The organism is Microbacterium oxydans (assembly GCF_026559675.1).
Taxonomy (GTDB): domain Bacteria; phylum Actinomycetota; class Actinomycetes; order Actinomycetales; family Microbacteriaceae; genus Microbacterium; species Microbacterium oxydans_D.
Genome location: NZ_CP092891.1, coordinates 3703113 through 3721041 on the forward strand (window position 1 = coordinate 3703113; position 17929 = coordinate 3721041).

Sequence of the window (17929 nt, forward strand, 5' to 3'; positions counted from 1 at the left end):
CGCTACTTGGACTTGTCCAGCGAGGACTGCGAGCTCGCCTGGGCCTCGGCGATCGCTGAGGCGATGTCGCCCTCGCTCAGGCTCCCGGCCTGCAGCGACGGAAGCGACTGCACCACGACGTTGGTCAGAGCCAGCTGCGTGTCTCCCCAAGCGCCGGTGAACGGCGTCGCGACGGACTTGGACGCAGCCTGCACGTTGGCACTCAGATCGGGGTTGTCCTTTTCCACCTGCGCGGCGGCATCCACCCCGGTGGGCAGCTCGCCGAAGGTGTCGAAGTAGTCGATCTGCGACTCGGTGCTGGTGAGCATCTCGATGAGCGCGAAGGCCAGGTCCTGGTTCGGCGAGTACTGGGCGACGACGAGGTTGTCGCCGGAGAGGATGCTCGCGGCGTCCTTGCCGTCCTTCGGGCGCTCGGTCGCGCCCGGCGGCACGGTCGGCAGCAGCGCGTAAGCGTAGGAGTCGGCGACCGGAGACTCGGCGAACGTGGGCTTGGACACGGCCGCCGTCATCGGGAGGAACCCGGCCTTGCCCTCGGCGAACGCGGCCACGGCCTGGGCGTTCTTCCATCCGACGGACGCCGGGTCGACGAGCCCGTCCTGGAACCAGCCGAAGTAGGTGTCGTAGGCGGCGGCGACCGTCGGGTCGTCGATCTTCGCCTTCTTCGCGTCCACATCGATGAGGGGGTTGCCCGCCTGCACCGACATGCCCCAGATGAACTTCCACGGGTCGAAGCTGTCGGCGTAGCCGATCGCGAGGCCCTGCACATCGCCGGAGTCGATCTTCGCGGCGGCGGCGGTCAGCTCGTCCCAAGTCGTCGGCACCTCATCGATGCCGGCGGCCTTGAGCAGTTCGGTGTTGTAGGCCATCACGAACGGCCGGCTCACGAACGGGATGGCGATCTCGTCCTCGTCGCTCGGGCCCGAGATGCCCAGGGTGGACGGCACGAAGCGATCCCGCCCGCCCACCTTGTCCCAGTCGGCTTCGGTGAGCTTGACGAAGGCGCCCGTCGCATACGCGGTCGGGGTGAAGGTCGTGCCGAGGCCGTAGACGTCGGGCCCCTGGCCCGAGAGCACGGAGGTCTGGATCTTCGTCAGCTCGTCGTTGGCGCTCGCGAAGGTCTCGAACTCGACCTTCGCGCCGGTCTTCTTTTCGAAGGCGTCGGAGACCTGCTGGAACCACTCCTTCTGCTGCTCGGGGTAGAGGCCGTTGGCCGCCACCATCACCGAGAGCGTCTTGCCGGTGCCGTCGACGGCACCGCCGGAGCCGGCGTCGTCCGGTCCGGAGGTACCCGTGCATCCGGTCAGGGCGATCGCCGCTGCGGCCGTCGCCGCGAGGGCGATCAGGGGTCGAGACTTCATTGAACTCTCCTTCGAGACAGTGAGGGACGTGACTGCGTCCTGGCCAAGGTAGGCAGCCATGGCAATTCTTTGCAATCCATTGCCAGGAATTGCCATGCTGTGATTCTGTTGCCCTATGCCGCCCCCCTCCGTTCCCCCACATCGGCCCACGCTCGCCGATGTCGCCGCCGCCGCCGGCGTCGCGATCTCCACGGCATCCCGCGCGCTGGCGGTCCCCGGCCGCGGCAATCCCGACACCCGAGATCGCATCATCCGCATCGCGAAGGACCTCGGATACACGCCGACCGCCGCCTCGTCCGGCGACGCCGCACCGTCGACGCGCATGGTCGCCGTGCTCGTCTCCGACGTCACGAACCCGTTCTACTTCGGCATCATCCGCGGCACGCAGCAGGCGCTGCGCGTCGCCGGCTACTCGCAGATCCTCGTGCACACGGAGGAGTCGCCCGAGATGGAGGAGAGCACCCTCGAGACGCTGCGCAGCTCGTACGACGGGGCGATCCTCACCGCGTCGCGGCTGTCCGACGAACGGCTCGCCGAGCTCAGCGCCGAGCTCCCGCTCGTCGCGTTGAACCGCGCTGTGCCGGGGGTGCCGTCGGTGTTCATCGACACGCCGCTCGGCTTCGACCAGGCCGTCGAGCACCTCGCCTCACTCGGCCACCGGCGCATCTGCTACGTCGCCGGGCCGCCGACCAGCTGGGCGAGCGACCTTCGCCGCCGTGCCGTGGAGACCGCGTGCGAGCGCCTCGGCATCGAGTACACGAGGGTCGGGCCCTATCAGCCGCGCACCAAGGCGGGGGCGGCCGCGGCGGATGCCGCGCTCAACACCGGGGCGACAGCCTGCGTGGCGTTCAACGACCTCCTGGCGATCGGGATGCTCATCCGCCTCAAGGAACGGGGCGTGCGCGTGCCGGAGGACATGAGCATCGTGGGCTGCGACGACATCTTCGGAGCCGACTTCTGCAATCCGCCCCTGACGACCCTCACCGCCCCGGTCGAGCAGGCGGCCCGCGTATCGGTGTCGATGCTCCTCGACCGGCTGCAGAGCGAGCGGGTCGGTGCGGGTGCCCTCCAGAGACGTCATATCGCCGCGCTGCCCACGCACCTGACCGTGCGGGAGTCGACCGGCCCCGCACCGCGCCGACAGACCCCCGAAGGAGACTCATGAGCACCGTGCTCAGCCCGCACGCCGACCGGCTGCTGCCCGCCGATCCCGGCGTCCGCGACCTCGCTCGACGCCTGTACGAGGCCGTCGCGCATGCGCCGATCCTCTCGCCGCACGGACACGTCGAGGCCGCGCTGCTCGCCGACGACACCCCGTTCCCCGATCCGGCGACGCTGCTGATCACGCCCGACCACTACGTCCTGCGGCTGCTCCACGCCGTCGGCGTCCCGCTCGACGCCCTGGGACGGGGCGACGCACCCGCCGACCCGCAGGATGTCTGGCGCGCGTTCTGCACGAACTGGGACGCATTCCTGGGAACGCCGGTGCGCTACTGGTTCGAGACGTCGCTCTCGGAGATCTTCGGGGTGACGGAGCAGCCCAGCGCCGCCAACGCCGACGAGCTGTACGCGCACATCGACGCACTGCTCGCCACGCCCGCCCTGCGCCCGCGAGCGCTGTTCGACCGCTTCCGCATCGAGACCCTCGCGACGACCGACGACCCTGTCGCGGACCTCGCTGCGCACGCGCGTCTCCGCGAGGACCCGACGTTCCGCGGGCACGTGCTGCCGACCTTCCGGGCGGACCGCTACATGGACCCGTCGACGCCCGGGTGGGTGGTGGCGGTCGAAGAGCTGTCGGATGTGTCCGGCATCGACGCCGGCCGGTACTCCGGGTTGCTGGACGCGTTGCGGCGACGTCGTGAGGCCTTCCGTGCGGCCGGTGGCACGGCCACCGACACCGGAGTGCTCGACGCCGGCTCGTGGCCTCTCGGCAGCGGCGAGGCGGAGCGCATCCATGCCGCCGGTCTGCGCGGCGAGGCGACCGCGGAGGAGGCGATCGCGTACCGCCACAACATGCTCTATCGCCTGGCCGAGATGTCGTCCGAGGACGGCCTGGTCATGCAGCTGCATCCGGGCGTCATCCGCAACCACCACCGGGACACTCTCGCGCGGTTCGGGCCCGACAGCGGACACGACCTCCCCGACGTGGTCGCCTTCACGCGGCCGCTCACCCCGATCCTGAACGACTTCGGGACGAACGAGACCTTCCGCCTGGTCCTGTTCACGGTCGACGAGACCTCGTTCAGCAGGGAGATCGGACCGCTCGCCGGCTTCTATCCCACGGTGTACGCCGGCGCGCCGTGGTGGTTCCTCGACACCCCGGATGCCATCTCCCGGTATCGCCGGGCGGTGACGGACAGTGCGGGGTTCGCGAAGACCAGCGGCTTCGTCGACGACACCAGGGCGTTCTGCTCGATCCCTGCGCGCCACGACATGTCCCGTCGACTCGACGCCGGGTACCTCGCGGCACTCGTCGCCGAGCACCGCCTCACCGAGGACCAGGCGTTCGACCTCACGCACCGGCTCGTCGACGACATCCCCCGGACGACCTTCCGCCTGCCCGGAGCGAGATCATGAGGTGGACGTCGTCGTGACGCGCCGCACGACGTACTCCACGACGTCGCCCTCCGGGATCGCACGCGGCCGGAAACGCGCTCCGGTCGGCGCACGCGGCACCATGCGATCGACGCGGAAGATGCGCCAGTCATCACGATCGAGGTCCCAGGCGAGCAGGTACCAGACCGGTCCCCAGCTCACCAGGCGCTGCGGTTCGGTGTACCGCTGCTCTTCGACGCCGCCGGGTTTCGTGTAGCCGAAGCGGAGCCGCTCGTGACCGCGGATCGCCGAGGCGACCGTGCTGAGCGCCGCGAGGTCCAACGGCGGTTCCGCTCCGGGAACCACGCTCGTCGCCGCGCGGATCGCGTCGACACGGCGGCGCAGACGCGAGGGCATCACCTGCTCCAGCTTGGCGAGGGCGGTGAGGGACGTCTCTTCGACGCCGAGCCGCCAGGTCGCGGCCGCTCCCAGCCCGACCGCGACCGCGACGGCCTCGTCATCGTCGAGCAGGAGTGGAGGCATCGCCGTCCCGGCGGCCAGCCGGTACCCGCCGGCGACACCCGGACGCGCGTCCACCGGATAGCCGAGCGAACGCAGCTTGCCGATGTCGGCGCGGATCGTCCGTGTGCTCACCCCCAGCCGGTCGGACAACGCGGAACTGGTCCAGTCACGCTGGAGCTGGAGCAGCGAGAGCAGTTCGAGCAAGCGGGCCGAGGTCTCGAGCATGTCTGATCCTCTCAGCAAATGCGGAAGCTGATCTTCCGCATTGCCTGGGAGCGTGAACAGCATGACCCAGAACACCTCCCTCACCCCTTTCCGCATCGACATCCCGCAGGACGCCGTCGACGACCTCCACGATCGTCTGGCCCGCACCCGCTGGCCGTTCCCGGTTCCGGGACGCGACGATCGCACCGATTTCCGCCGCGGCATCCCCCTCCCGTACCTGAAGGAGCTCGCCGAGTACTGGCGCGAGGGCTTCGACTGGCGTATGCAGGAGGCGGCCCTCAACACGTACGAGCAGTTCACGACGGTCGTCGACGGCCAGCCGTTCCACGTGCTGCACGTCCGTTCGGCGAACCCGGAGGCCACACCGCTGCTCCTCAGCGACAGCTGGCCGGCGTCGTTCGTGGAGTACCAGCGGCTGCTCCCGTTGCTGACCGACGAGTTCCACGTGGTCATCCCGTCGCTGCCCGGCCTGGGCTTCTCGACCCCGCTGTCCGGTACCGGGTGGGACCTCGCGCGGACGACGGAAGCCTACGCCGAGATCATGACGCGCTTCGGCTACGACCGGTTCGCGGCTCATGGCAGCGATGTCGGCACCGGCCGGAGCGCGGCTACATCGGCATGCACAACCACCAACCGGACACCATCGGTCCGGCACTCACGGACTCGCCCGTCGCCCAGCTCGCGTGGATCGTCGAGAAATTCAAGCGCCGGACCGATGACGGGTTCCGGGCCTCGGACGTCGATCGCGACCAGCTGCTGACGAACGTCAGCCTGTACTGGTTCACTCGCAGCGGCGCCTCGGTCGCGCAGTTCTTCTACGAGTCGGAGCACGCCGCGCTCGACGTCGTCATGCCCTCCGGGGTGCCGACCGGCTGGGCCGTCTTCGACGCCCATCCGCTGATCCGGCGAACGATGGATCCGACCGGCGCGGTCGAGCATTGGAGCGAGTTCACCGAGGGCGGGCACTTCCCCGCGATGGAGGAGCCGGAGCTCCTCGCGGAGGACATCCGCGGGTTCTTCCGCAGTCTCGGCTGATCGGCGCTGGGGGCGCCCCGCCGCATCGGTCAGACCGCGACAGCGCTGATCGACGCGTGCGGGCGCCGCCCGTCCTGCGCCCGCGCATCGCTGTCGATCACGGAGAAGCCCGCGCGCTCGAGCAGCGTCGACATCCCGTCCACCGACCAGTAGTGGGCCGTGGTGACGGCGTGCGGGAAGGGCTCGCCGTCCGGCCCGTCGAAGAACCCGATCAGCAGACGTCCGCCGTCGCGGATCGAGCGCCGCGCGGCCGTGAGGAGGAGCGGCAGCTCATCCGGGCTCGCGTGGATCAGCGAGTACCAGGCAAGCACGCCGCCGAGCGAGCCCGCCGAGATGGCGGCGTCGGTCAGCGATGCCACCCGATACGGAATCTGCGGAAACCGTGCGGAGGCGCCGGCGACGAACTCCGGCACGAGATCGATGCCCTCGGCGTCAGCGCCTCGGTCGGCGAGGAAGGCGGTCCAATGACCGGGACCGCACCCGGCATCGAGGATGCGCCCGTCGACGCCATCCGCCCAGCGCCCGATGCGCTCACGGTCGACGTCGTCCATCTGCCCGATGTCGCCGAACAGCTCCGTGTACTCGCAGGCACGCGCGGCGTATCCGTCTCGGATGCGCGTGTCGCTTCCGGAGTCGTCTGCCATGGCGCTCCTCCCTCGCGATCGCTTCTCTCCACGGTATCGGCAGCAGCCTGGGGCCGGAGGAGCCGATCGACACCAGCCTGCCGCGCGACGGGGTCTCCGCGCCCCCGGAGTACTCGACCGGCCGGATGCATCGATAGCCTTCAGCGGTGGAACACGAACCGCGATGGAACCTGACCGTCGGACACACGCCGTCTCCGATGCTGGACGAAGGCACGATCGAGCATCACCGGCTGCCTGACGGCGCCGGGCTTCCGCCCTCGTACGTCTCGTTCGTGCGGACGTTCGGCTGGGGGCGCCTGTTCGGACTCTGGCTCGTCTACACGCCGGTCCCCTCCGGATTCGGCGATGGTGTCGTAGGCCGGGGCGGGCACCTGACCGATCGGCTGCACGAGGAGTTCCGCGAAGGCCAGACCGAGGGCGATGACGGGAAGATCGAGCCCGACGGCTCCTGGGAGATCGCGGAGCGACTGGTGGTCTTCGCGATGAGCGAGAACGGCGACTACCTCGCCTGGGACACCGGCGCCCGCGACCGCGACGGCGAGCTACCCATCTTCCACACCGCCCGCTTCGACTCGCTGACCCGCATCGGCGACGACCTGCACGAAGCGGTCGAGGCGCTCCGCGGGCACAGGTTCGGCCAGGCCGACGATCCCATCGACTTCAGGCCGCTCATCCCCGCCGCGCTGTGAGACGCGAGGCTGCGATCAGTTGAAGTCGCCACCCGGCGCCATGTCCATGAAGCGCGAGTAGTGACCCTGGAACGCGACGGTGATGGTCGCGGTCGGGCCGTTACGGTGCTTGGCGACGATCAGGTCGGCCTCGCCCGGACGCACGTCCTTGTCGTAGACCGAGTCGCGGTGCAGCAGGATGACCATGTCGGCGTCCTGCTCGATCGAGCCGGACTCTCGCAGGTCGCTGATCGCGGGCTTCTTGTCCGTGCGCTGCTCGGGACCACGGTTCAGTTGCGACAGGGCGATGACAGGAACCTGCAGCTCCTTGGCGATGAGCTTGAGGCTTCGCGAGAACTCTGAGACCTCCTGCTGACGCGACTCCACGCGCTTGCCCGAGGTCATGAGCTGCAGGTAGTCGATGATGACCATGCGCAGACCCTCGCGCTGCTTGAGTCGACGGCACTTCGCACGGATCTCGACGAGGGTCATGTTGGGGCTGTCGTCGATGTAGAGCGGCGCGTCGTTGATGCGCCCACGCGTCGCGGCGACGGTGGTCCAGTCGCGCGGGTCGAGGTTTCCCTTGCGCATGTTCTGCAGCGGGATCGCACCCTCGGCGCTGAGCAGACGCATCGCGATCTCGCTCTTGCCCATCTCGAGCGAGAAGAAGACCGAGGGAAGGTTGTGCCCGATGGATGCCGCGCGCGCGAAGTCGAGCGCGAGCGTGGACTTACCCATGGCGGGTCGCGCGGCGACGACGATCATCTGCCCGCCGTGCAGGCCGTTCGTGAGCTCGTCGAGCTCCTTGAAGCCCGTCGGCACACCCGTCATCGAGCCGTCCCGACCGCTCGCGGCCTCGATCTCCTCGAGCGCGGCGTCGACGGCGATCTGCAGCGGGACGTAGTCGACCGCGGTCTCGGACCCGGTGATCGAGTAGATCTCGGCCTGGGCGTTGTTGACGATGTCCGTCGCATCGCCCTCGCCCGCGTAGCCGAGCTGCACGATGCGGGTGCCGGCGTCGACGAGGCGGCGCAGGATCGCACGCTCCGAGACGATGCCCGCGTAGTAGCCGGCGTTCGCCGCGGTCGGCACGATCGAGGTGAGGGTGTGCAGGTAGTCGGCGCCCCCGGCGCGACCCAGCTCGCCGGTCTTGATGAGCTCATCCGTGACGGCGACGACGTCGGTCGGCTCGCCGTGCGAGTACAGCGAGAGGATGGCCTCGAAGATCAGCTCGTGCTTGGGGACGTAGAAGTCGGCGCCCTTGAGCGTCTCGATCACATCGGCGACAGCGTCCTTCGAGAGGAGCATGCCGCCGAGTGCGCTCTGCTCGGCGAGAAGATCGTGGGGAGGCGTGCGCTCCGGTGCGCGCTTGGCGCCCATGCGCTCCTCTGAGATGTCGGCGATCGACACAGTCTTCCCTTCGATGCGACGTTTCCGATGCGATGTTCTGATGAGACGCTTCGACGGCGGGGCCCGTGTGGCTCTCGGCCGCCACGCCACCCTGCACAGCGAAACAGGTGCCTCCGACATTCGGTCGCTCGCCCACGCTACGAGCGACGCTTTCCACATGCAACACAGCCTGTGGATAACCATGTGGAAAGCGTGCGGACAAAGTCGGAGTGTCTGTGCACAACGGGTGTGGATAACCCCGTGGAGGACTCCCCGAGCAAACTTTTTTCTTGGCCTTGAGCTGGGATTTTCCCTTTCCCCAGCCTGTGGATGAGAATCAGTTTAAATCGGGCGTTGAAGGTTGCCTCTCTTCGGGCAGGGATGTGTAGAACTTGGGGAAAGTCAAGCCGAGATTTCGCCGGGCGCGTCACACCCGGACATCCCCGGAAACCCGCGGGTAACCCCCTAGACAGGCGAGGTGCACACGAGTATCGTCACCCGCAATCGATGCACTCGCCTCGATGTACGTTGCCTTCGGAGGGGGAGGTCGACGTGGACGCTCGGGCCACCCGACGCGGCGTTCCTGCCGTCGTCATCTGGGGTGCTCTCGGCGTGCTCGCCTGGGCGACTTTCACGATGCTCCTCGGAGGCGGTTCCGCCCACGCGGACGAAGAGGACGACGGTCCGCTCGACGGACTCACCTCTCTCGTCAGTGACACGGTCTCGGCCGTCACGGCGCCGGTGAAGCCGGTCGTCACGAAGGTCGTCGCCCCGGTCGTCACGAAGGTCGTCGCGCCCGTGCAGAAGGCCGCGCCGGCCGTCGTCGAGACGGTGACCAAGACCGTGTCCAAGACTCCGGTCGTCGGACCCGTCACCGCCCCGGTCGTGCACGCGGTGACCGAGACGGCCGCATCGGTCGTCACGCCGGTCACCGAGGTCCTGACCGACGCTCCCGTCTCGCAGATCACCGATCCGATCCTCGACACGGTCGCCGGGATCCCGGTGGTCGGTGGCCTGGTGAAGGATCTGGGTGTGATCTCCGCGGTCGACGATGTCGTCGGGGTGGTCGATGACACGACCGCCCTTCTCGGCGGCGTCGCGAACCAGACCGTGCCTCCCGTGCTCGAAGCCCTCGATCCGACGACGCCCGTCCCCGGCCCCGGTGCCGGCGGCATCATCGACGCCCCGTCGGCGCCGTCACCGGCCGACCTCACGACGACGCCCGCGTCCACATCGGCATCCGTCCCGGCATCCGTCTCGTGGTCCTCGGGCTTCGATGGCGCGCTCCCCTCGGCGAGCGCGCCCACGGACGAGGCCGTCGAAGCCGCCGACTCCCCCGCACTCGCGCCCACGGGCACTCCTTCCGGGAGTCCGCCCGGTGCTCCCGTACCCGCGTCCTCCTCCGCCGGTCCCGGCGGAGGCTCCGGTGCTGCCCACGCGCGCCTGAGCGACGTGAATCCTGCTCCGCTCCGTGCTGGCGAGCGGACATCCGGCGCCACCGACGACGTGCTTCCCGCGTCGCTGGTCGCCGACACCGAGGTCTCTCCCGACTGACGGACCGTCACGTCGTTCCCCCGGGAACGACAGATGCCGTGCTGCGCGCGCACTTTCCTCGCGCGCACCCATCAGACGATCCATCCAGTCAGGAGACATCATCATGCGCACTTATCTCAAGCGAGCCCTCTGGGGCACGCTCATCGCCGGGGGCATCACGCTCCTCGGTGCGACGGCCGCGAATGCGGCCGAGACATCCGGAGACGACGGACTTCTCTCCGGCACGCAGGCGGAGACCACCATCTCGGCACCGATCAAGGTCGTGGGCAACGCGATCTCGGTGCTCGGCGATGCGGTCACGCCGGCACCGGCACCGGCACCGGCCCCAGCTCCGGCACCGGCCCCAGCTCCGGCTCCCGCGCCGGCGCCCGCTCCGGCACCCGCTCCGGCCGCCGTCACCGACGGCTCGTCCGGCACGGCATCCGGCACCCAGGCCGTGGTCACCGTGAACCTCCCCGTCACCGTGTCGAACAACGCGGTGAGCGTGCTCGACACCTCTTCGACCAGCGCCCCGGCCGCAACTCCCCAGAGCTCGGCTCCCCAGGCCGAGACCCCGGCCGGGGCGCCTCTCGTGACCACGAACGGCCTGGACGGCGTGCTCTCGGGCACCCAGGCGCTGCTCGCGGTCAACGCCCCGATCACCGTCACCGGCAACGCCGTGTCACTGCTCGGTGACAGCGAGAGTGCGGCACCGAGCGGACAGGGCGCCGCAGCACCGGCCCCCTCGACCCCGGTCGGCGCGGGCACATCCGGAGCGGACGGGATCGGCAGCGGCACACAGGTCGTCGCCCCCATCACGGCACCGGTGACGGTGTCGGGGAACGCGATCTCGCTGCTCGGCGACACGAGCTCGACGGGAACCGGCGCCGCCGGCCCGACCGCTTCGTCCGCTCCCGCCACCGCGGCGGGCGCCTCAGGTGACGACGCGATCCTCGGCGGCACGCAGGTGACTGCGCCCGTCACGGCACCGGTGACGGTGTCGGGGAACGCGATCTCGCTCCTCGGTGACACCTCGGCGACCGGAACCGGCGGAACCACCGCACCGACCACGCCCGCGACCGGAGGGAACACCACCACCGGAACCGACAGCATCCTCGGCGGCACCCAGATCACCGCACCCGTCACCGCCCCCATCGGCGTGACCGGCAACGCGATCTCCCTGCTCGACGACGCCACCGTCACCCGCACCGGGACCGGCGGAACCACCGCACCGGCCGCACCCGTGACCGGAGGCAACACCACCACCGGAACCGACGGCATCCTCGGCGGCACCCAGATCACCGCACCCGTCACCGCCCCCATCGGCGTGACCGGCAACGCGATCTCCCTGCTCGACGACGCCACCGTCACCCGCACCGGGACCGGCGGAGCAGCCGCTCCCGCACCGGCCGCACCCGCGACCGGAGGCAACACCACCACCGGAACCGACAGCATCCTCGGCGGCACCCAGATCACCGCACCCGTCACCGCACCCATCGGCGTGACCGGCAACGCGATCTCCCTGCTCGACGACGCCACCGTCACCCGCACCGAGACCGGGGGAACCACCGCACCGACCGCGCCCGCGACCGGAGGGAACACCACCACCGGAACCGACAGCATCCTCGGCGGCACCCAGCTGGCGCTGCCGATCAGCCTGCCGATCACGATCGGGGGGAACGCCATCTCCGTCGTCGGCGAGAGCACGGTGATCGACCCCGGAACGGACCCGGGAACCGACCCCGGAACGGACCCGGGAACGGACCCCGGAACGGATCCCGGGACCGACCCGGGGACCGACCCCGGCACGACCCCCGGCACCTCGACCGGTGGCGCCACCGCCTCGGGCGCGGCGACCACCGGCCAGGCGGAGGGTCTCGCCATGACCGGCGGGAGCTCGCCTGGGGGCCTGATCACCCTCGCCGGAGTCCTGCTCCTCCTCGGAGCCGCAGGACTCCTGCGACGTCGTCGGCTGACGGCGTAGTGAAGGCGCCGGTGGTGCGGTCATCCTCGGGGGAGGAGATCCCGCGCCACCGGTGCGCCGCGTCGTTCCCCACCCCGACGGGATCGTAGCCCCAGCTCACCGTCGCTCGACGTCGGCGCAGAGGGCGGATGCCCCGTGGTCACCCCACCACGGGGCATCCGTCGCGCCCGCACCGCCCTGCGTGCCGCGGCCGCGACCCCGATCGCGCCGATCCCCGATGAGGCGTTCACGGCCGCGGCGTCAGTCGACGACGGGCAGACCGTCCTCATCGAAGACGACGCCCTCGGCGATCAGGCGCTCCCTGGCGGCGTGATGCACCACGCCGCGCCGGGGCGGGTGGGGTTCGAGCAGGCCGAGCAGGATCTCCCTGGTGGCATTCTGGTGATGGGCGACCTCGATCCGCACTCCCCAGAACCGGTCGTGAGCGAAGCGGGCGAGCGCCGCTTCGTCGGCATCCGGGTTGTGCGCCGCGGCGGCACGGATCGCCTGATGGGGATCGGTGACGAGCTGCTCGAACTCCTCCGGGGTGTGCGCGCCGCGCGCCAGCCGATAGCGGCGCTCCTCGTCTGCCAGCTGCTCCGGTGTCTTGCGCTTCCCCATGGCGTCTCCTCCCCCGCAGCGCCCATGCGGCCCCGGGAGCGTCAGTCTATTCAGCGCATCGGACGTGCATCGCCGAAGGACGCGAGTGACCGCACGGGCTCAGCCGAAGAGCGCACCGGCGTCCGCGAAACGCGGGACGAGGAGAAGCCCGCTCAGGCGACGAGAGAGCCGCTCCGCCTCGGCCTCCTGCTGCTCGGGCTGCTGCTGATCGGACTGCTGCCCCGCGAGCATCCCGACCGACGGCGCGGCCGCTCCTCCGGGCGCGCTCGCCCCCGCGAGCACGCTCACGCCCGCACGGGTGTGCAGGTCTTCGAAGGTCATGGGCAGGCTCTCGCACCGGGAGTGCCCGCACAGCAGGTGCGAGAGCTCATGGCTCACGACGTGGAGCCGGTACCAACGAGGATCGGACTTCCGCAGCGGGATCCGCGCGTGATCATCGCTCACGAGCGTGCCCCTCGCCACGGACGCCCAGTCGCACTCCTCGAGGAGCTCGATCTCGATGTCGAGCCCCGTCAGCTCCGCCACCCGCTTCGTGACGGTCTTCACCGTGCCCCCGCACGCGCTCTCGAGCTCCTCGAAGAGCTCCTCCACTCCCCCTCGATCGTCCATGGTCCTCCGCCCTCCGGTCCAGGCCGCTGATCGGCCTGAACGTCTCCCACTGGAGAGACGCAGGGCCGGGCCGACTCATTACGGCGAAGGCCTGTGCACCTTCGGTCAGTCTTCTCGACGAAGGTCTATGTCCGGGGTCGCACGCGTGCGCCGTGGGCGGGTGCTCTCCGCTCAGGACGCACCGCGCGGCCATCGATCCGGCAGGTGTCCACCCGCGGGTGGAGGCGGATCAGCCCGCGGGAGGATGACCGGGCGCGCTCGACCCGGCAGGCTCGGAAGCGTCGATCGTGTCGTCGGAGCTCAGTCGCATCTCATCGGACTGCGCCGGGACCCACGGATCCGGCACAGGACGACGAGGTCCGGCCGATCCCGGCGGCTTCCGCGCCGCGCGCACGCTCCTCGCGTGCTGCCGCGCCCCAGCCGAAAGCACCTCACCGCTCCATGTCGTTCCTCACGCGCAGCAGCCTCAAGAACCGCCTCATCCTCTCGCTCGCGACACTCGCGATCGTCGTGCTCGGCCTCGTGGCGATGGGCTCGCTCAAGCAGGAGCTGATGCCGTCGATGCAGGTGCCCACGGCCTACGTGACCGCGCAGTCGCAGGGTCTCGCACCCGAGGAGATGTCGAGCAGCGTCACCGAGCCTCTCGAGCAGGCGGTCCGCGCCGTGCCCGGTGTGACGAGCGTCACGTCCTCGACGTCGAGCGGATCCGCACAGATCCTCGTCCAGTGGACCTTCGGCGAGGACGATGAGGAGACGCTGCGCACGATCCGCAGCGCGACCGATTCGATGAAGCAGGGCTTCCCGTCCGGCACCGAGGTCCAGGTCGCCTCCGGCGGTGCCGGTGACCTGCCCGCGATGGTGCTGAGCGCCGGGAGCAGCGGCGACCAGGAGGCGTTCGGCGAGGCGCTCCAGCAGACGGTCGTCCCGGCGCTGCAGGGCGTACCCGGAGTGCGCGATGTGGAGCTCGCGGGCCAGGAGACGCAGCGCATCACGATCGACCTGCGCCCGGCCGACGTGACCCGCCTGAAGGTGGAGCCGTCGGCGCTCGGACCGATCCTCCAGGCGCACGGGGCGGCGCTCCCCGCCGGGCAGGCGAAGTCCCCCGAGGGCCCGATCTCGGTCACGGTGGGCTCGCGCCTGGTGACCCTGGAGGACATCCAGACCCTGTCCGTGCCCACGCCGGACGGTGCCGTCACGGTCGCCGACTTCGCCGACGTCTCGATCGAGACCGTGCCGGCGGAGACCATCTCGCGCGTCAACGGGAACCCCTCGCTCACGCTGCAGGTCACCCCGTCGCAGGGCGCCAACGTGGTCGACATCTCGCACGGGGTGAACGCGGAGCTCGACCGGCTCGCTCCGACCCTCGACGCCGAGTTCGTGACGCTGTTCGACCAGGCGCCCTACATCGAGCAGTCCATCCACGACCTGTCCGTCGAGGGCGGGCTCGGCCTGATCTTCGCGGTACTCGTGATCCTCGCCTTCCTGCGGTCCTGGCGCTCGACGGTCATCGCGGCCGTGTCGATCCCGCTGTCGCTGCTCATCACGCTCGTCGGCCTGTGGTGGAGCGGCAACTCGCTCAACATCCTGACCCTCGGGGCCCTGACCATCGCGATCGGACGCGTCGTCGACGACTCGATCGTGGTGATCGAGAACATCAGCAGACGTCGCGGCGACGGTCCGCTCACGACCGAGGGCGTGGTCGCCTCGGTCCGGCAGGTCGCGGGCGCGATCACCGCGTCCACGCTCACGACGGTCGCGGTCTTCCTGCCCATCGCCTTCGTGTCGGGCATCGCCGGCCAGCTGTTCCGCCCGTTCGCGGTGACGGTGTCGATCGCCCTGCTCGCCTCCCTCGTCGTCTCGCTCACGATCGTTCCGGTCCTCGCGTCCTGGTTCCTGAAGAACGCGCCGGCGCACCGCCCGGCCGCTGCCGACGACGCCGCTCCCGCCGTCCCGGACGATGCCGCTCCCGCCCTGGCGGACGATGCCGAGCCGACCGAGGCCGCGCTCCCCGCGACCTCGTCCTCTACGTCGACCACGACCACTGCGACCGCCGCGACCGCCGCGACCGCCGTCCTCTCGCCGCCGGTCGAAGAGACGCGTCCGCCGGCGGAGCCGTCCGAGCTGGACGAGATCCACAGCGCCCCGGACCGCCTGCAGCGGACGTTCATGCCGACGCTGAACGCCACGCGTCGGCATCCGGTGATCACCCTCGTCGTCTCGGGTCTGCTGCTCGTCGCGACGCTGGGGATGACGCCGTTCATCCAGACGGACTTCCTCGGATCGTCCGGGCAGGAGAGCCTGCAGGTCGTCCAGACTCCCCCGAAGGAAGCGGTGGGGGATCTCGTCGCGGCCGCGGAGCCCGTGGAGAAGGCGCTCGGCGGCATCACCGGCATCTCCGACGTCATCACGTCGATCCCGATCCCGATGCCGGGCACGCCGACCGCCATCACCTACGACCTGCAGCTGGCGAAGGACTCCGATGTCACGGAGGTCGAGTCGCAGGTGCAGGATGCGCTCGATGCCCTGCCCGACAGCGGCGAGATCGAGCTGGCGTCCCAGGACGCGTTCGTCGGGGGCGCCGGTGACGGCATCGCCCTGCAGATCGCGGGCAACGACCCCGAGGCCCTCCGCACCGCGAGCGATCTGCTCGAGGAGCAGCTCGCCGACGCGGACGGTGTGCGCTCCGTGAAGAGCGAGCTCGCGGGTGAGCAGCCCGTGCTGCGCGTGCAGGTCGACGAGCCCCTCGCCACGCGCCTCGGCTTCGACCGCGCGACGATCGCCAAGGCCGTGCAGGAAGCGCTCGCGGGCTCGACCGTCGGCACCCTCATGTTCGACGGTCAGGAGCGCGACATCGTCGTGCGCACGCCGGGTGCGGAGCGCACCGCCGACAAGCTCGGCGAGATCGTGCTCCCGATCACGCCGCAGCAGACCGCAGCGGCGCAGAAGGCCGCCGCCGAGGCCCTGGAGGCGAAGGCCGAGGCGAAGGCGGAGGATGCCCGGATCGAGGCGGAGAACGAACTCAACTCGCAGATCGACGCGGCGGGTAGACAGCGCTCCGAGCTCTCCGCCCAGGTCGGCGCCCTGAACAAGCAGCTGGCGGCTCTCGCCGCCGCCCCCATCGTCCCCGAGGACCCGCTGGACCCCGACGCGGAGGCGATGCGTCGGGCCCAGGAAGAGCGGGCCGAGCAGGTCTCCTCGCTGCAGGGCGCGATCGCCGCTGCGCAGTCCGGCATCGCCGGTGCGGACGAGCAGATCACGGCGCTTCGCCAGGCGCGGTCCGATGCGGCGGCCCAACAGGCCGAGGCCGAGGCGGCCCAGGCCGAGCAGAAGGCGGCGACCGAGGTCACCGGGAAGGCGATCCCGCTCTCGGCGATCGCGACCGTCGAGGAGGAGCTCACGGCCCCGACGATCACGCGTGCCGACGGCGAGCGCCAGGTGACCCTGACCGTGACCCCGAAGGACGGTGCGCTCTCGGCGGCGAGCCTCGCGATCGATCGTGCGATCGCCGAGACGGACCTGCCGGCGGGAGTGACCTTCGAACAGGGCGGCGCGACGGCGCAGCAGGACGAGGCCTTCGGTCAGCTCGGCCTCGCCATGCTCGGCGCCATCGTGCTCGTGCTCCTGGTGATGGTCGCGACGTTCCGCAACTTCCGCGGGCCGCTCGTGCTGCTCATCTCGATCCCCTTCGCGGCGACCGGTGCGATCCTGGGCCTCCTGCTCACCGGGACCCCGATGGGCCTGCCGGCACTGATCGGCCTGCTGATGCTCATCGGCATCGTGGTCACGAACGCGATCGTCCTCATGGACCTCGTGAACCGTCTGCGCGAGGCCGGCGCGACGCTCGACGAGGCGGTGGAGCACGGCACGCGTCTGCGCCTGCGCCCGATCCTGATGACGGCTGCGGCGACGGTGTTCGCGCTGATCCCGATGTCGCTCGGGCTGACGGGCGGCGGGGTGTTCATCTCGAAGCCGCTGGCCATCGTCGTGATCGGCGGGCTCGTGTCGTCGACGCTGCTCACACTCGTCCTGGTCCCGGTGCTGTACACGCTCGTCGAACGCCGCCGCGATCGCCGGATCGCCCGGCGCGCCGAGCGCCGGATCCGACGCGAGGAGCGACGCGCCGCCGCCTCCGAGGCCTCGACGGGTGTCTTCGACATCGAGGAGGACGCCGTGAAGGAGGCCCCCTAGGGCGTGTCGGCGAGACCCGCCGTGTCGCGCGTTCTGTCCGGGGACGCGGACTCGTCCTCCTCACTGATCGGTCCGTCGAACTGAGCGCCGGCCGCGCGCGAAGCTCTGGCCATCATGAGGAGCAGGATGACGGAGCCCAACGGACCGAGCAGCAGGAGGAGGAGCCATGACCCTGTGCAGTCGGAGTCGTGGAGGCGCCTCACCGCGAGGGTGATCGCGGGGATGAAGGTGAGGACGGACCAGACCACCGCGAGGGTCGCAACGATCGGGGGCGTCTCGACGAACGCCGCCGGCTCCTGAGAGAAGACGGCGAAATCGAACGCCCCCCAGGCTCCGACCGGGCCGATCCTCAGTTCGAGAGTGCCGTCCGTCGGGGCGACGAGCCACCCCAGAGCTGAACTGACCAGGATGTGGATGAGCGTCCACCACCAGTACTCGCTCAGGCTGGCCCGCCCGCGAAGGTGGAAGGCCCGTCCGAAGAACCTTCGCACCGCTGCGACGGGGCTCGCGCCGACCAGCGGAGCGTACGGCGAGGAGTGCGGTGTCTGGAGGGGAGTAGTCATACCCAAGGTCTCGTGATCGGAAGCGCGGCTCGAACGGCCGGAAGCGTGGACGGGTCCGCTTCGAGCATTTCGC

At 70.2% G+C, this 17929-nt stretch carries 15 protein-coding genes; 8 read left to right on the forward strand and 7 right to left on the reverse strand.

Annotated elements, in window-relative coordinates:
- Positions 1-2: 2 nt before the first annotated feature.
- Entirely contained in the window at positions 3-1358 is a 1356-nt protein-coding gene (locus tag MME74_RS17955) for an extracellular solute-binding protein (RefSeq protein ID WP_267416487.1), read from the reverse strand.
- 115 nt (positions 1359-1473) lie between these two features.
- Between MME74_RS17955 and MME74_RS17960 the strand changes: the two genes are divergently transcribed.
- Positions 1474-2523, forward strand: coding sequence for a LacI family DNA-binding transcriptional regulator (locus MME74_RS17960; protein WP_267416488.1), 1050 nt, complete (start codon positions 1474-1476; stop codon positions 2521-2523).
- Positions 2520-3938, forward strand: coding sequence for a glucuronate isomerase (gene uxaC, locus MME74_RS17965; RefSeq protein WP_267416489.1), 1419 nt, complete (start codon positions 2520-2522; stop codon positions 3936-3938). Before MME74_RS17960 ends, uxaC begins: the two co-directional genes overlap by 4 nt.
- On the opposite strand, the gene MME74_RS17970 is transcribed toward uxaC, so the two are convergent.
- The gene (locus MME74_RS17970; protein WP_267416490.1) at positions 3933-4643 is read right to left on the reverse strand and encodes a helix-turn-helix transcriptional regulator; all 711 of its coding nucleotides are present in this window, start codon (positions 4641-4643) and stop codon (positions 3933-3935) included. The two genes, uxaC and MME74_RS17970, sit on opposite strands and share 6 nt — an antisense overlap.
- 61 nt (positions 4644-4704) lie before the next feature.
- Between MME74_RS17970 and MME74_RS17975 the strand changes: the two genes are divergently transcribed.
- Positions 4705-5403, forward strand: coding sequence for an epoxide hydrolase family protein (locus MME74_RS17975; protein ID WP_267416491.1), 699 nt, complete (start codon positions 4705-4707; stop codon positions 5401-5403).
- 89 nt (positions 5404-5492) lie between these two features.
- Positions 5493-5678: a hypothetical protein gene (locus MME74_RS17980; protein ID WP_267416492.1), complete on the forward strand. Its 186-nt coding sequence runs from the start codon at positions 5493-5495 to the stop codon at positions 5676-5678.
- A gap of 29 nt (positions 5679-5707) precedes the next feature.
- On the opposite strand, the gene MME74_RS17985 is transcribed toward MME74_RS17980, so the two are convergent.
- A complete protein-coding gene (locus tag MME74_RS17985; RefSeq protein WP_267416493.1) occupies positions 5708-6322 on the reverse strand; it encodes a class I SAM-dependent methyltransferase in 615 nt (204 codons plus the stop codon).
- A gap of 146 nt (positions 6323-6468) precedes the next feature.
- Between MME74_RS17985 and MME74_RS17990 the strand changes: the two genes are divergently transcribed.
- Positions 6469-7011, forward strand: a complete 543-nt coding sequence (locus MME74_RS17990; RefSeq protein ID WP_267416494.1) for an SMI1/KNR4 family protein — start codon at positions 6469-6471, stop codon at positions 7009-7011.
- A gap of 15 nt (positions 7012-7026) precedes the next feature.
- On the opposite strand, the gene dnaB is transcribed toward MME74_RS17990, so the two are convergent.
- Entirely contained in the window at positions 7027-8400 is a 1374-nt protein-coding gene (dnaB, locus tag MME74_RS17995; protein ID WP_416383326.1) for a replicative DNA helicase, read from the reverse strand.
- Positions 8401-8931: 531 nt separating this feature from the next.
- Here dnaB and MME74_RS18000 point away from each other — a divergent pair.
- Entirely contained in the window at positions 8932-9933 is a 1002-nt protein-coding gene (locus MME74_RS18000; protein ID WP_267416496.1) for a hypothetical protein, read from the forward strand.
- Between the two features lie 103 nt (positions 9934-10036).
- Positions 10037-11896, forward strand: coding sequence for a chaplin family protein (locus MME74_RS18005; protein WP_267416497.1), 1860 nt, complete (start codon positions 10037-10039; stop codon positions 11894-11896).
- A gap of 240 nt (positions 11897-12136) precedes the next feature.
- Here the strand turns inward: MME74_RS18005 and MME74_RS18010 are convergent, their stop codons facing one another.
- A complete protein-coding gene (locus tag MME74_RS18010; protein WP_267416498.1) occupies positions 12137-12496 on the reverse strand; it encodes a hypothetical protein in 360 nt (119 codons plus the stop codon).
- Between the two features lie 99 nt (positions 12497-12595).
- Complete coding sequence (locus MME74_RS18015; protein WP_267416499.1) at positions 12596-13105, reverse strand: hypothetical protein; 510 nt, start codon at positions 13103-13105, stop codon at positions 12596-12598.
- A gap of 441 nt (positions 13106-13546) precedes the next feature.
- Here MME74_RS18015 and MME74_RS18020 point away from each other — a divergent pair, with 441 nt between their 5' ends.
- Positions 13547-17293, forward strand: coding sequence for an efflux RND transporter permease subunit (locus MME74_RS18020; protein WP_267416500.1), 3747 nt, complete (start codon positions 13547-13549; stop codon positions 17291-17293).
- Here the strand turns inward: MME74_RS18020 and MME74_RS18025 are convergent.
- Positions 17290-17856, reverse strand: coding sequence for a DUF805 domain-containing protein (locus MME74_RS18025; protein ID WP_267416501.1), 567 nt, complete (start codon positions 17854-17856; stop codon positions 17290-17292). The two genes, MME74_RS18020 and MME74_RS18025, sit on opposite strands and share 4 nt — an antisense overlap.
- Positions 17857-17929: the final 73 nt, after the last annotated feature.

Bases quoted from the DNA above. Each gene is read 5' to 3' on its own strand.
- MME74_RS17955 (WP_267416487.1), bottom strand. From the start codon at position 1,358: ATGAAGTCTCGACCCCTGATCGCCCTCGCGGCGACGGCCGCAGCGGCG.
- MME74_RS17960 (WP_267416488.1), top strand. From the start codon at position 1,474: ATGCCGCCCCCCTCCGTTCCCCCACATCGGCCCACGCTCGCCGATGTC.
- uxaC (WP_267416489.1), top strand. From the start codon at position 2,520: ATGAGCACCGTGCTCAGCCCGCACGCCGACCGGCTGCTGCCCGCCGAT.
- MME74_RS17970 (WP_267416490.1), bottom strand. From the start codon at position 4,643: ATGCTCGAGACCTCGGCCCGCTTGCTCGAACTGCTCTCGCTGCTCCAG.
- MME74_RS17975 (WP_267416491.1), top strand. From the start codon at position 4,705: ATGACCCAGAACACCTCCCTCACCCCTTTCCGCATCGACATCCCGCAG.
- MME74_RS17980 (WP_267416492.1), top strand. From the start codon at position 5,493: ATGCCCTCCGGGGTGCCGACCGGCTGGGCCGTCTTCGACGCCCATCCG.
- MME74_RS17985 (WP_267416493.1), bottom strand. From the start codon at position 6,322: ATGGCAGACGACTCCGGAAGCGACACGCGCATCCGAGACGGATACGCC.
- MME74_RS18005 (WP_267416497.1), top strand. From the start codon at position 10,037: ATGCGCACTTATCTCAAGCGAGCCCTCTGGGGCACGCTCATCGCCGGG.
- MME74_RS18010 (WP_267416498.1), bottom strand. From the start codon at position 12,496: ATGGGGAAGCGCAAGACACCGGAGCAGCTGGCAGACGAGGAGCGCCGC.
- MME74_RS18015 (WP_267416499.1), bottom strand. From the start codon at position 13,105: ATGGACGATCGAGGGGGAGTGGAGGAGCTCTTCGAGGAGCTCGAGAGC.
- MME74_RS18020 (WP_267416500.1), top strand. From the start codon at position 13,547: ATGTCGTTCCTCACGCGCAGCAGCCTCAAGAACCGCCTCATCCTCTCG.
- MME74_RS18025 (WP_267416501.1), bottom strand. From the start codon at position 17,856: ATGACTACTCCCCTCCAGACACCGCACTCCTCGCCGTACGCTCCGCTG.